At 69.2% G+C, this 13,775-nt stretch carries 10 protein-coding genes and 2 pseudogenes; 7 read left to right on the top strand and 5 right to left on the bottom strand.

From position 1 onward, the window contains the following. Nucleotides 1-224: 224 nt before the first annotated feature. The gene (locus AB0E24_RS43600; RefSeq protein ID WP_359385418.1) at nt 225-773 is read right to left on the bottom strand and encodes a hypothetical protein; all 549 of its coding nucleotides are present in this window, start codon (nt 771-773) and stop codon (nt 225-227) included. Between the two features lie 673 nt (nt 774-1,446). Here AB0E24_RS43600 and AB0E24_RS43605 point away from each other — a divergent pair. From AB0E24_RS43605 to AB0E24_RS43625, 5 genes are all read left to right on the top strand, one after another. Continuing rightward, entirely contained in the window at nt 1,447-2,415 is a 969-nt protein-coding gene (locus AB0E24_RS43605) for a polysaccharide deacetylase family protein (protein ID WP_359385420.1), read from the top strand. A gap of 74 nt (nt 2,416-2,489) precedes the next feature. After that, entirely contained in the window at nt 2,490-4,013 is a 1,524-nt protein-coding gene (locus AB0E24_RS43610; protein ID WP_359385422.1) for a long-chain-fatty-acid--CoA ligase, read from the top strand. 87 nt (nt 4,014-4,100) lie between these two features. After that, a complete protein-coding gene (locus AB0E24_RS43615) occupies nt 4,101-5,048 on the top strand; it encodes an AraC family transcriptional regulator (RefSeq protein ID WP_359385424.1) in 948 nt (315 codons plus the stop codon). A gap of 84 nt (nt 5,049-5,132) precedes the next feature. Then, nucleotides 5,133-5,693 carry an SDR family NAD(P)-dependent oxidoreductase gene (locus AB0E24_RS43620; RefSeq protein ID WP_359385426.1) on the top strand — a complete coding sequence of 187 codons (561 nt, stop codon included), beginning with the start codon at nt 5,133-5,135 and terminating at the stop codon, nt 5,691-5,693. Continuing rightward, on the top strand, nt 5,687-5,956 hold the full coding sequence (locus tag AB0E24_RS43625) for an SDR family oxidoreductase (RefSeq protein WP_359385428.1): 270 nt from the start codon (nt 5,687-5,689) through the stop codon (nt 5,954-5,956). The genes AB0E24_RS43620 and AB0E24_RS43625 overlap by 7 nt, the downstream gene beginning before the upstream one ends. Nucleotides 5,957-5,965: 9 nt before the next feature. Here the strand turns inward: AB0E24_RS43625 and AB0E24_RS43630 are convergent, their stop codons facing one another. The 4 genes and pseudogenes from AB0E24_RS43630 to AB0E24_RS43645 all read right to left on the bottom strand — a co-directional run. Then, a complete protein-coding gene (locus AB0E24_RS43630; protein ID WP_359385430.1) occupies nt 5,966-8,974 on the bottom strand; it encodes a SpoIIE family protein phosphatase in 3,009 nt (1,002 codons plus the stop codon). A gap of 224 nt (nt 8,975-9,198) precedes the next feature. After that, complete coding sequence (hemQ, locus tag AB0E24_RS43635; protein ID WP_359385463.1) at nt 9,199-9,894, bottom strand: hydrogen peroxide-dependent heme synthase; 696 nt, start codon at nt 9,892-9,894, stop codon at nt 9,199-9,201. Nucleotides 9,895-10,106: 212 nt separating this feature from the next. Further along, nucleotides 10,107-10,573 (bottom strand): annotated as a pseudogene (locus AB0E24_RS43640) (hypothetical protein). Between the two features lie 732 nt (nt 10,574-11,305). Next, nucleotides 11,306-11,895: pseudogene (locus tag AB0E24_RS43645) on the bottom strand (DJ-1/PfpI family protein); the annotation flags it as partial. A 165-nt stretch (nt 11,896-12,060) separates the two neighbouring features. Here AB0E24_RS43645 and AB0E24_RS43650 point away from each other — a divergent pair. Further along, nucleotides 12,061-12,411 carry a Rid family hydrolase gene (locus AB0E24_RS43650; protein ID WP_359385432.1) on the top strand — a complete coding sequence of 117 codons (351 nt, stop codon included), beginning with the start codon at nt 12,061-12,063 and terminating at the stop codon, nt 12,409-12,411. Nucleotides 12,412-12,478: 67 nt separating this feature from the next. Further along, complete coding sequence (locus AB0E24_RS43655; protein ID WP_359385434.1) at nt 12,479-13,738, top strand: MFS transporter; 1,260 nt, start codon at nt 12,479-12,481, stop codon at nt 13,736-13,738. Nucleotides 13,739-13,775: the final 37 nt, after the last annotated feature.

The following is a 13,775-nucleotide window of genomic DNA, read 5'->3' on the forward strand; positions in this document are numbered from 1 at the left end:
GCGCAGCGACGTCGAACACAGGCTGAAACCGACCGGCTACACCCTGCGGCACCTCGCGGCTCTCGGGCATCTGCGCCGCGAACCCGGCCTGTCCTGCCAGCGAGTTGGGCTGCCGGGCGGGGATCACCGCGCAGAACGCCCAGGCCACCGTCCGCCGGCTTGAGGAACGGGGGCCGTCGAGCGGCGCACCGAAGGAGGGCGCGGCCGCACGGCCGAGCTCCACATCACCGAACGTCCGCTTTCGCCGTGGACTGGGACAATGAGCAGGTCACGTGGACTCGCGGCAGATCAAAGACTGGCAGCAGCGCTACGCGATCCGGGTCGGCATCGAGGCCACTCCCTTCCAGAACGTCCGCACCCGCGGCCCGCGCCGATCCCGCTACCGCGGCCTCGCCAGAACACACGTCCAGCACGCCCTGACCGCACTGGTCCCGGTATCGAGGCTGGGTCACGTCGACGACCAGTTTGCCGGGGTGTCGACTGTGCGTGAAGGTTTGCACGAACGTTCTCGGGAGGTGCTCGAAGCCTGGGACAACGGTATGCAGAGGGTCGATCTCCTTGTCCCGGATCAGGGAGGCGAGGTGTTCCTCGGCCTCGTGGGCGCGGTTCATGTGGTCGAGCACGATGAACCCTTGCGTCGTAACGCGCTTGGTGAGCAGCATCCCGAAGTTCGACGGCCCGGGTGGCCGGTGGGGCAGGTTGTAGCCGTCGATGAGGCCGCAGAGGGCGATGCGCGCGTGGTCGTTCAGGAGCGCGATGGTCGCGTCGAACACGGGGCCCCGGCGTTCTCGAAGACACGGTCGATGCCGGCGGGCGCCGCCGCGGCCAGGTGGTCGCGCCAGTCGTCGGCACGGCGGTCGACGGCCGCGTCCAGACCCAGGCGAGCGCGTCCAGACCCAGACGAGCGGTGAGCAGGTCGCACTTCTCGGCGCCACCCGCCGTGCCGATGACGCGGGCGCCAGCCCGCTTGGCGAGCTGAGCGGCGAGGGAGCCGACCGCGCCGCCCGCCGCGGTGACCAGGACGGTGTCGCCCGCCGACGGCCGCAGGATGTCGTAAACGCCGATCCATGCCGTGAGGCCGGTCATGCCCAGGGCGCCCAGCCAGGTTTCGAGGGGGACTCCGGGCTCCGGCGTGATCCTGTCCCACTCCGCTCCGGGCGACGGTACGACGTGCCGTTCCTGCCATCCGGTGAATCCGCGGACGATGTCCCCGACACAGAACGCCGGGTTCCTCGACAGTAGGGCGGGGGCCGTTCACCGCTTGGCCGTGCGCGCACATCGCCAGTCGTCGGCGCACGACCGGCCGACGTGCGTCCAGCGAAAGCGGCCCGGCGTGTACGGCCAAGACGTGATCGGTGATGCGTTCCTACGTTTCCTACGTTCGGGGCGTTCGGCCGTCGGAGTGTGACGGCCGCGGTCACACAACGGAGACACAACGGAGTGCTCATGAGCGACATCTCTCCCGCCGGCCCGGTCAAGGTCGCCGTCACGGTCGACGACCTCCTTCTCTGGGACGGCGTTCCCCTGCCGGCCGGCTCCTCGCCTGTGGACATCACCCGCTCGATGGCGCGGACGCTGACCGAGCACGGTGTGCCGAGCACCTACGCGTTCGCGCACACCTATCCGGTCGAGCGGGATCCGGCCCTGATCGCAGCGTTCGAGGCGTGGGTGGAGGCCGGGCACCACCTCGGCAACCACACGCACCACCACGCCCCGTTGCGGTGGATGCCGGCCGAGGACTTCTGTGCGGACATCGCGCGCGCCGAACGCCGCATCGGCGGGCTCATCGAGTCCGCGCCGCAGCGCTATTTCCGGTACCCGATGGACATGTCCTCCGGGTCCGAGAGCAAGCGGGGCCAGGTGGAGGAGTACCTCAGGGACCACGGGTACCGGAACGCGCCGATCACCGCGTGGTTCAGCGACTTCGCCTGGATTGTGCCCTACTACCGGGCCCTCACCAATGGCGACGCCGCGGCACGCAAGCGGCTGCGGGACACCTACGTCTCGGCCGCCGTCGACATGCTGGCCGCGCACGCCCTGTCCGCCCGCAGGCTGTTCGGCGCGGATGTCCCGTACATCTGGCTGATCCACGGCAGCCCGATCGCGGCCGATGTCCTGGGGAACATCCTGGACGCCTTCATCGACCGGAATGTTGAGTTCATCCCGCTGGACGAAGCGATGCGGCACTCGGCGAACTTTGGCATGCCCCCGTGCGACCAGCGGTTCCGCAACCACCTCCAGCGGTACGCGCTCGCCGCCGGGGAGCCGGCGCCCGAACTCGCGCCCGAGGTTCTCGGAGAGGTGATGGCGGCTTCTCCGATGCCCGGTGTCGACACGATCGGGGTCCTCGAGGAGAGCGTGCTCAAGCCGCTCGCCCGGCGGTTGGGCGCCGAGTACCAGTGGGAGTGGGCCTGAGCGGCCCCGGACGACGACCGACCCCGAGCAATTACCCGCCCTGCCCGCACCGTTCCGCAGGAGGACGCACGGCCATGCTCAACCTGTCCCTGATGCTCACCGACAGCGCACGCCGTCTGCCCGGCAAGGCAGCGGTCATCGAGGGGGAGCGCTCGATGACCTACCGCGAGGTGGACGAGGCCGCCAACCGGGTGGCACGCCTGCTGCTGGACAAGGGCCTCCGGCCCGGCGATCGCGTCGCCCTCACCTGCCCGAACGTGCTCGAATTCCCGGCGGTGTACTTCGGCATCCTCAAGGCTGGCGCCGTGGTCGTGCCGCTCAACACCATGCTGAAGCGCGGCGAGGTCGCCTACCACCTCCGGGACTCCGGGGCGCGGGCCTACTTCTGCCTGATCGGCTCCCCGGATGACGAGGCATGGCGCGGCTTCGAGGACTCCGTGTCCTGCGCGTTCCTCTTCGTGATCGACAGCCCCGGGGCGACCGTCCCGCCGGGCCTGCCCACACTCACCGAGGCCCTGCGGGGCCGACCGGCCGATGATGTGCTCGTCCCCACCGAGGCCACCGACACGGCGGTGGTCCTGTACACGAGCGGTACGACCGGCAGGCCGAAGGGCGCCCAACTGTCGCACGCGAACGTCGTGATGAACGCCCTCGCCACGCACCCGCTATTTGAGGCTCGCCAGGACGACGTGCACCTGGTGCCCCTGCCGCTGTTCCACTCCTTCGGGCAGACCGTGCAGCTCAACGCGGGCTTCGCCGTCGGGTCGACGCTGGTGCTGATGGCTCGGTTCGGCGGGCGGACCGCGCTGGAGTTGATGGCCGAGCACCACGTGACCTTCTTCGCCGGTGTGCCGACGATGTACTGGGCTCTGCTGGCCTCAGCCGGCTCGGACGACCCCGCCTCAGGCCTCGCCGCCACGCTGCGGGTCGCGGTCTCGGGCGGCGCGGCACTGTCCGTCGACACTCTCTCCCAGTTCCGCGACGTGTTCGGCCTGGGCATCCGGGAGGGCTACGGCCTGTCCGAGACCAGCCCGACGGTCGCCTTCAACCGCCTCGACCGGCCGAGCAAACCGGGTTCGATCGGGCTGCCCGTCTGGGGTGTGGAGGTCAAGCTGATCGCCCCGGACTGGAGCGAAGTCGCCGCGGGACAACTCGGCGAGATCGCGGTGCGTGGCCACAACGTCATGAAGGGCTACCTGGGCCGCCCGGAGGCCACGGCGGAGGTGCTGCGTGACGGATGGTTCCGCACCGGCGACATCGCCACCCGTGACGAAGAGGGCTACTACTTCATCGTCGACCGGGCCAAGGACCTGATCGTGCGGGGCGGATTCAACGTATACCCGCGGGAGGTCGAGGAAGCCCTCATGATTCATCCCTCGGTGAGCCTGGTCGCGGTGGTGGGAATGCCGGACGACCGGGTGGGGGAGGAGGTCAAGGCGTACGTCATCCGGCAACCGGGCAGCACGGTCTCCGAGTTCGAGCTGATCGCCTGGTGCCGGGAGCGTCTGGCCGTCTACAAGTGTCCACGTCTCGTGGAGTTCCGCGAGACCCTGCCCGTGAACGCCACCGGCAAGATCCTTAGGCGGGAGCTGTGCTGAGCCGGGGCATTGACCGGTCGGCAGGCGCGGCGTAGCGTCGGCCGCCAGTTCGCGGGGGAGCGCGGCCCGCGGTGAGGAAGTTGAACCATGTACGCTGTCGAGAAGCTGAGCAGCGACGAGTACGCATCGGGGGAGCGCGGTGCGTGGTGGCGCGACCTCGTCTCCGCCATCCACTGTCCGATGACGTTCGCGCTCCGGGACGACTACCGCGGCAGGATCGAGCATCAACGCTCCGCCTCCTACCAGTTGGTCCGCTGGTGGGGCGACGAGGAGCGCATCTCCCGGCGTGAGGCGGACATCCGCCGCCATCCCCATGGCGCCTACGAGCTCCTGGTACCCGTGAGGGGCGTCCTCACCATCCGGCAGGAGGACACCACGGTCGACGTCCGCCCGTCGACCATGACGCTGGCGTCCCTGGACCGTGCGTTGGACCTGCGCCACGGCGATCGGTTCTCCTCGATGGCCTTCGTCATCCCACGGGAGTTGCTGGAGGTCCGCCTGACGCGGCGCCCGCGCGCGGGCGGCGTCCTCGACGCGGGCTCCGGTCTCGGCCGCATCGCCGTCGACATGCTGCGCAGCCTGCGTCGGCAGCGGGGCGCGGTCGACGCCGCCGCATTCGACGCCGTCGCTGACCGCGTCGTCGATGTCCTGGCCCTGGCCTGCAACGCCGGGCACACCACGCTGTCCGCGGCCGTCCAGGAAGAGCTGGTCACCGCGATCCGGAGCTTCGTCCGGGCCAACGCCCACGACCCCGGTCTCACCGGCGCCCTCATAGCGGCCCGGCTGGGCTGGTCCCTGCGCCACATCCAGGCCCAGCTCCAGCGGGCCGGGACGACGATCTCGGAGCTGATCCGCGAGGAACGGCTCGCGCTGGCACGGCTGCGGTTGCAGGACCCGGGCCGGCGCCACCAGACCATCACCGCCGTGGCCCACTCTTCCGGCTTCGGCGACCTGAGTACCTTCAGCAACGCCTACCGGCGCACATTCGGGGAGCGGCCCTCCGACACTCGCGCCCGGAGCGGCCCGGCTTCCTGAGGCGGCGCGGCCATGTGCGCGCCGGGCAAGCCCGCTGCGCGGTAGCCCAAGCCGGTGCCCTGCCGCGCCACTAGCGTCACCGGCATGGAACCGACACCGCTGTCACAATCAGGACCCGACGACGCCGACCTGTTCTCCGTGCACGGCCGGACGGCCGTGGTGACCGGCGGCTCGCGCGGGATCGGCGCCATGATCGCGCGGGGCCTCGCACGGGACGGCGCACAGGTGGTCATCGCGAGCAGGAAGGCCGATCAGTGCCGTGCCGCGGCCGAGGCGATCAACGCCTCCGGGGTCCGGGGCCACTGCACCGCCACACCGGCCGACCTCTCCTCCCCGGAGGGCTGCCAACGGCTCGCGGCCTGGCTCGCCGAGCACCACCACAGCGTGGACATCCTGGTCAACAACGCGGGGACGACTTGGGGCGCCCCGCTGGAGGCGTTCCCCACAGCGGGCTGGACGAAGGTACTCGGCACCAACCTCATCGCTCCCTTCGACCTGACCGTCGGGATTCTGCCGCTGCTGCGACGAGCAGGGCGGGCCGACCGCCCCGCCCGCGTCATCAATATCGGCAGCGTCGATGGGATCAACGCCCCCTGTGGGAGAACTACTCCTACAGCGTCGGCAAGGCAGGGCTGCACATGCTGACCAGACACCTCGCCAAACGGCTGGCGGCGGAGCACATCACCGTGAACGCGATCGCCCCGGGGCCCTTCCTGACTGACATGCTCGGCCACGTGGCCGCCGACCAGGGCGTCGAGACCGAGTTGCTGGCCCGGGTTCCGCTGGGCCGGTACGGGCTCGCCGGGGACATCGTCGGCGCCGTGCGGTTCCTCGCCTCGCGGGCCGGCGCCTACGTCACTGCCGCGGTCATCCCCCTCGACGGGGGAATCACGGGGTGCCCGGGCTGAGGGCGTGGGTCACGGCGCGGTGGCCACCGGCGAGATGTCCAGGCGGGCCCAAACGCATTTCCCGCCCTCCGTGTAGCGGGCGCCCCAGCCGTCAGAGGACAGCGCCACCAGTTGCAGACCGCGGCCGAATTCGTCGGTGAGGGCGGGGTGCCGCACCCGTGGCGTCGCCTCGGAGCCGTCATACACCTCGCACACCACGCGGGTCTCCAGATGCAGGAGCCGCAGGCGCACCATGCCGGAGGGGTGACTCTGGTCGTTCTGGGAGTTCTGCGCGTTCTGGTCGGGCAGGCCGGAGGCGTGGCGGACGGTGTTCCCGATCAGCTCGCTCACGATGAGCTGTAGGGGGTCGACCAGGGAGGTGAGGGCCCAGCCGGCAAGACGGTCGGTCACCAGGGCGCGGGCGCTGCGGGCGGACTCCGCGGCGCAGGGCAGGTCCCAGGCCGCGATGTGACCCGCGGGGACGCGGTCGGCGGACAGTACCAGGAGCGCGGCGTCATCCCGGCGGTCGGACGTGGTGGGCGAGCCGGTGACGATCGCCTGGCACAGCCCCTCCAGCCAGGCTGTGTCCGGGGCCCGCCCGCCTGTGCCGGGGTGGGCGGCGGCATAGGCGGTCGCGGCCTCGGCCAGCGGCCCCGGGTGGGTGGCGTCCGCGCCGAGCAGGCCGTTGGTGTAGAGGATCAGAACGCTGCCGGGCTCCACGTCCACTTGGGTGACGGTAGACGGTACCCCGGCCGCGTCGTCGGCGACGCCGAGCGGGGGGCTGGGCGGGACGTCCAGGGTCCGCGGCGGTTCCTGGCCGTCGGGGCGGAGGAGCAACGGCGGCGGGTGACCGGCGTTGACGATGCGGCAGTTGCCGGCTGTGGGGTCGTACAGGACGATCAGGGCGGTGGCGTACGAGGGGGCGTCGGGCGTGCGGCGCTCCAGGCGGGCCGCGACATCGCCGAGGTGGGCCATGATGTCCTCGGCGGGCATGTCCAGGGTGGCCATCACCAGGACCGCGTGACGGATGATGCCCATGATGATGGCCTGTTCCAGGCCGTGGCCCATCACGTCGCCGATGACGGCCAGGACCCGGCCGCCGGGCAGGGGGACGGTGTCATACCAGTCCCCGCCCACGTCCTGCCCGGCAGCGGCCCGGTAGCGGGCGGCGGCGGTCACGCCGACCAGGCCGGGCAGCTCGCCCGGTAGCAGTTCCCGCTGGAGGCGCTCCGCGCGGGCACGCGTCTGCTCGTACAGCCGGGCGTTCCTCAGGGCCTGGGCGATGAAGGTCGCGACGGCCTTCAGGAGGGTCCGTTCCTCCGCACGGAACGGCCGCGGATCGGCCCAGCTGATGACGCAGGACCCGACGCGTTGCTCCCCGACAAGCAGCGGCAGTACGGCCCAGGCCTGCTTGCGGCCGAGGCGGGCCAAGGACTCCAGCCTGGGCCAGCGGCGCGTGAACTCCTCCGTCGAGGAGACGTACTGCGGCGCGCTCATGGCGGTGATCTCCACCGGAGGACGGCTGGAATGCTCCAGCCGCTTCAGCTCAGCGAGGAACTTCTCCGGGTAGCCGACCGCGCCGAGGATGCGGGGACCGGGGCCGGTCTGGTCGTGCATGACCAGACCGGTCGCGCCGAACAGTGGCAGCACGTGCTCGGTGACGGCGTCCGCCACATCGGCGGTCTCCAGGGCCATTGCCAGAGCGGCGTTCAGGTCCGCGACCCGCTGCGTCCGTTCCGCCGCGGCCCGCTCGGCCCGGCGCTGCTCGGTGACATCGGCCCGCTGGACGGCGACGTGGCCGCCGACCTCCACGGCCCGCACCTGGTAGTAGGTCGAAGCGCCGTGATCTTCCGCCGGCAGCTCCATCTCCAGAAAGGCCAAGGATCCCGGCGCGGTCCTGGCGCGGTCGACGAGCTGGGGCAGGCCACGGCCGCGTAGACCGGGCAGAGCTTCCCATGGCACGGCGCCCACGATCTGTGTGCCCTTCTCGGCGGCCATCCCTCGACTCGCGCGGTTGGCCCAGGCCACGCGGTTGTCGGCGTCCAGCACGTCGATGGGCTCGGGGTGCAGCTCCAGCAGCCCGGCGAGCCATTCGTGCTGGGAGCGCCGTGCGGTGATGTCCAGGACGGTGCCGGTCATCCGCGCCAGGCGGCCGGCCTTGTCGTACTCGCCTTTCCCTCGCGCCTCCATCCAGGAGATCCGCCCGTCCTCCCCGACGACGCGGTACTCCATCGCGTACAACTGGTCGGTTTCCAGCGCCCGCTCGGCTTCGGCGTCGACCGCCGGGCGGTCATCGGGGTGCACGCGGGAAAACCAGGCATCGATCCGGCTTGCCCATCTGTCCGGGGACAGTCCAGCGCCGCGGATCACCTCCTCGGCGACCTGGTCGATGTCCAACCGTCCCGTGGCCAGGTCCCAGGCCCACGTTCCCAGCCTGACCGGCTGCACGGCCCGGGGGCGCGCGGGCTCCTGCCACCACGGGGCCAGGGCGACGCGCCATCGCCTCGCGCGCAGGAGTTGCCGACTGGTCGTCCTGGCCAGACCGGCAAGGAACACACGTCGGGCCGCGTCCGGAACGCGGCTCGTCAGCACCGACAGCGCCCCGACCGGGGTGCCCCCCGCGGTGATCGGGACGGACAGCACCCCCACCGTGGTTTCCCACCCCCCGGGGAACCCCGCGCAGCGTTCGGGTGGCAGCGGGGGAGGGGACCACGTCACCTCGCGCCGCGCCATGGTCTCGGTATCCGCCCCGGCCAGGGCTGGGCTGTCCACGCGGGAGATGCGCTCCCACGCCTGGGCCAGGCGCGCGGGCAGTCCGGCCGCCGCGGCCAGCAGCAGCGTGTCCTCTTCCGGCCCTGCCAGATGCACCAGTCCGGCCAGCCCACCCACGCCGACCGCGGCCTGCTGAGCGGCGAGACGCAGCACGTCCACGTCGGCCATTCCCTCGGCCGCTGCTGCTAGCTCCAGCCGGAGGGCATCCATCGCGGCTTCCGCGTCGCCCGTATCCCTCGGCCGACCACCGGCAGGACTGGCGGTCATTCCGCCTCCTAGGTGCACGTGTCCGAACCGCATCTCAAGGGCCTTATGTGATGCGGACAGGGCGTGCATCGCGCTACGGACCCGGAGCGGCTAGTACCGCCGAAGCGGTCGATACCCGGCTCACCGTTCCTCTGCCACCAAGCGTACGCCTGGCACCACCGGCTCCACGGAGGGCGAGCCGGCCCGGGACACCCGTACCGTGGGGCCGGTCACGTCTCCTCCGCTCAGGCGAGCCCGGCGATCAACTCGGCGATCTCCTTGCGGCGCCCCGTGAAGAACGGGATCTCCTCGCGGACGTGCATGCGGGCCCCCGAGGCGCGCAAATGGCGCATGAGGTCGACGATGCGGTGCAGCTCGTCGGCCTCGAAAGCGAGGATCCACTCGTAGTCGCCCAGCGAGAAGGAGGCGACCGTGTTGGCGCGCACGTCCGGGTAACCGCGGGCCATCTTGCCGTGGTCGGCGAGCATGCGGCGGCGGTCCTCGTCGGGCAGCAGGTACCAGTCGTAGGAGCGCACGAACGGGTAGACACTCACGTAGGCGCGGGGCGTCTCGTCGGCGAGGAACGCCGGGATGTGCGAACGGTTGAACTCGGCCGGGCGGTGCAGCGCCATGTTCGACCACACCGGCTCCAGCGCGCGGCCCAGCTTCGTGCGGCGGAAGAGGCTGTACGCCTGCTGGAGCTGGTCGGCGGTCTCGGCGTGCCACCAGATCATGAGGTCGGCGTCGGCACGCAGGCCGGACAGGTCGTAGGTGCCGCGGATGGTCACGTCCTTGGCGGCGAGCTGGTCGAACAGCTCCTGTACCTCGTCGGCGTAGCCGGAGCGGTCCTCGGGGAGCGCGTCCTTCAGCTTGAAGACGGACCACAGGGTGTAGCGGATGACCTCGTTGAGGTCCTTGGCCAGCTTGCCCTTGTTCGGGATCCTGCCGGACTCGGCGCCTTATCAGCGGCGTCGCACCCGGCGGATTTTTTCCCTCCACCCGGAGGCGTGACCGCCGACTCGGCTGCCTGGAGATCGGCCGGAGCCTCCTGCCGCCACGCCGGTCACGCGACTGCCTGCGCAAGGTGAGATCGTGCATTACCCCGTACGGCAGCAAAGTTCATGTTTTAGATGAGTGCGGTTGCGGCGCATGGTCATGCTCCAGTGGTGGAGCCCGGGCGAACGATCATCAGGACGGTGACAATCGCCCACAACAGGTTGAAGAAACCGGTGAACATGGCCAGCTGAGCCGTGTGTGACTGTTCGATGGGGTTGTGGTTGGTGATGTCGTCGAGGAGTTTGTCCTGGCGGGGCAGGACGAAAGCGACGAGGATGCCGGCCGCGGCCGCGGTCAGGAAGATGGAGGTGATCAACCATCCGCTACCTAGGACGTTCATGTAGGAGGCGGTGGCGAAGCCGAAGACAGGTACGGCCAGGCCGATGCCGGCATAGACGCGGCAGATGCGGTGCAAGAGCTGGACGGCTGCGGTCCCGGACGGATCTGGGCCGTTGGCTACGGCACGGCGGGCGGCTGGCGGGAACATGCTGGCGGCGATGCTGACAGGGCCGATCGCAATGATGGCGGCCAGGACATGGAGAGAGAGAGGAGGACCTTGGTCATGGCTGGTCGCACTTTGCGGAGTTGAGGGTGTCTTCGGTGGACATGAAGGTTCCTTGGGGCAGGTATGTGGACGCGCCTCAGCCGGCAATGGAAGGGCACCACTCGGTGTCCCGCGATTGCGTTCGAAGCCATCGACGGAGTGCCAGTTGTGGTTACGAAGGGATGCCATCACCTTCTCTACTTGCAGTACGACTGAAACTTAGCATGACTCTGCGGCTCAAGGGCCGACGGGGGCTGAACTCGGGTGCTACTCGACCTTCCTGTTTCCAGGCTGCTTCGATGAGTCCGTGCCACAGGTCTCTCGTGGAGGCGTCGGTGATGATGGTGGCGTAACGGTGCCCCTTGCGCAGCGCGAACTCGTCGACCCCGACGACTTGAGGTGTTACGCGGGCGGAACGGGGATGCGCATCAGGCAGTTCAGCACACTCGCCGAGGACACCGTGTGATGCGGAGCGGGGAGGAGACGGGCTCCGGCCGAGCTGGCCAAAGCCACGGCGACAGCCTCGACCACCCGCTTCAGAGTCGGCGAGCGTCGCTGGTAACGCTCCGTCAGTCCCTCGGCCTGCTCGACGAACGTCAGCTTTCTACAGGTGGGGGCTGCGCAGTACAGCCGCCGTACGGACAGGTCGATGACAACCGGGCGCCCGCCCACCGCCTCATCGGCGACGTGCGCGAGGTCCGGTAGTGGATCACCGAGCACCCGGACGTTGCCCGTGCCTTCCAGATCTGCGACGGGGCGGGCACGTACTGGGCTTGCCCGCCTTCGCGGTGTGGGGCGGTGACCAGGCCGCGCGCGATCCGGTTGGCCACTACCGCGCCGAGGTCGCGGCGCACGATGTGCAGACACAGGCCGATGCCGCAGCACACTCCGGCCGAGGTGAGGACGTTGCCCTCGTTGACGTAGAGCACATCGCGATCTACTGACACAGCAGGAAAATCGTCGAACTCGTCGACGTACTGCCAGTGGGTGGTGGCACGCAGGCCGTCCAGCGCACCTGCCGCGGCCAGCGCGAACGATCCCGTGCAGATCGACACCATTCGCTTACCCTGCTCGTGTGCCTCGGCCAGTGCGGTGAGCATGGCTTCCGGCTGTCGACGGGGTGGCTCGGACCCCGGACGATCACGGTGTCAGCGGTGCGTACCTGTTCCAAGCCTCCGTCGGTGACTACCGCGAAGCCCCCGGTGGTGTGCACCTTCGCGTCGAAGGTGCACACGGTCGTCTGGTACGGGGTCTCCCGTGCGGAGAAGATCTGCGCTGGGATCGCCAGATCAAGGGGAAAGACCTCGTCCAGGGCCAGAATCGCGACTCGATGAACGCTTATGGCAAGATTCTATCGAGGTCAGGAAATTTTGCCTATCGCCAGGTCAAAGCGTTGCCAGCAAGCTGAGGACATGACCAGGCCTACTTATGAGGCGACCACCGAGGGGTTGGCCGACCTGTCGATGTACCACGTCGAGGCGGTCACCGACGAACAAGCCGATGCCATGTGCGCCGTGTACCCGCCGCCGTTCGCTCGCACGGGCATCTGTCCATCGCCGGCGCGGTCGGTCGCCGAGCCGACGGCACCATCCCTGACGACGTCGAGGAACAAACCGAGATCGCTATCGTGCTCATCGCGGAGATCCTCCGGCTAGAAGGCTTCGATCTGTCCGCGCTCGTCGATGTGACCAGCTACCACGTCGACATCCACCGGCACCTGCCCGGCTCTTCCAAGATCAAGGCGCGCCTGATCAACCCTCTCCACCCGACCTGGTCACTGATCGGCGTCAGTGGTCTGGTCAGCCCCGGGCCGCTTGTCGAAATCCGCGCCACCGCCGCCTACCCCGACGCAGCCTGACAGACCGCCGTTCCTGGGCCCTGAACCCTGAGTCCAAGAACGGGTAATCACCTACTTGGAACTCCCCATGAAGACCCTCCGGCGTCCGGAACATCGCAGCCTCCTGTTGCTGGCCTCGATCATCATCTCCTTCCTGGCCTCCTCCAGCGCACCCACGCCGCTCTACGCCACATACGCCAACCAATGGCATTTCTCGCCGATAACAACCACCATCGTCTTCGGCACGTACGCCATCGCCGTCCTGTCCGCGCTACTCGTGCTCGGCAGGGCATCCGACCATCTCGGTCGCAAAACGGTGCTTCTGGGCGCGCTGGCGTTGCAGACCGTCGCCATGGTCGCGTTCAGCGAAGCCAACGACATCGGAGCCCTGTTCGCCGGGCGGATCCTGCAAGGAGTCGCGACCGGCAGCGCATTGGGCACACTCGGCGCGGCGATGCTGGACATCGACCGCGAACGCGGCACACGCGCCAACGCAGTCGCCCCCGGACTGGGGACCGGGATCGGCGCTTTGTTCTCTGGACTGATCGTCCAGTATCTGCCGGCACCTACCCGGCTCGTCTACGTCGTGTTCATCGGGGTCTTTGCCGTGCAGGCCCTCGGCGTGGCGCTGCTTCCGCGAACCACCGCCCGCAGGCCCGGACTGCGTACCGCTCTCGTACCCGAACTCGTGGTGCCCCGGCACCTGCGCCGTACTCTCCTCGCGGTGGCACCGGTGCTGTTCGCCGTGTGGTCGCTCGGCGGCTTCTACGGATCACTCGCCCCGGCCCTGGCCCAGCAACTGTCAGGCACAGACTCCGTGGTGATCGGTGGTCTTGGACTGTTCGTGCTCACCGCGGTGTCGTCCGTCACTACCGTCGCCTTCGCCCGCACGCCCGCCAGGACTGTGATGTTCCTGGGAATCGCGCTACTCGTGCTCGGCTCGCTCGGGACCCTGGTGGCTGTCGAAGCGTCGTCGGTCACTGGATTTTTTGCCAGCACTTTCGTCTCCGGGATCGGTTTCGGTGCGGGATTCCAGGGCGGGATGCGCACCGTCGTGCCACTGGTTGCGGAACACGAGCGCGCAGGGGTCCTTTCCTCGATCTACGTGATCTGCTACCTGGGCATGGGCCTGCCCGCCATCGTCGCCGGGATCCTCGTCGTGCACGGAGGTGGCCTGCCATCCGCGACTCGGGACTACTCATTGTTCGTAGTCGCGTTCGCGGTCGCGACACTGATCACTCTCCTACGCACCAGGGATACGAGACACCCCACAGACCTGACGTGCCCCGCTCACCAGGACGTCCGCTGTGCACTTTGCACTGAGACGCCTTCCGCTTTCCGAACGTGATCGTTTGGTTTGGGCTGGGTGGACATGAACTCCTGCT

Source organism: Streptomyces malaysiensis subsp. malaysiensis (genome assembly GCF_040653035.1).
Classification (GTDB): Bacteria; Actinomycetota; Actinomycetes; order Streptomycetales; family Streptomycetaceae; genus Streptomyces; species Streptomyces malaysiensis.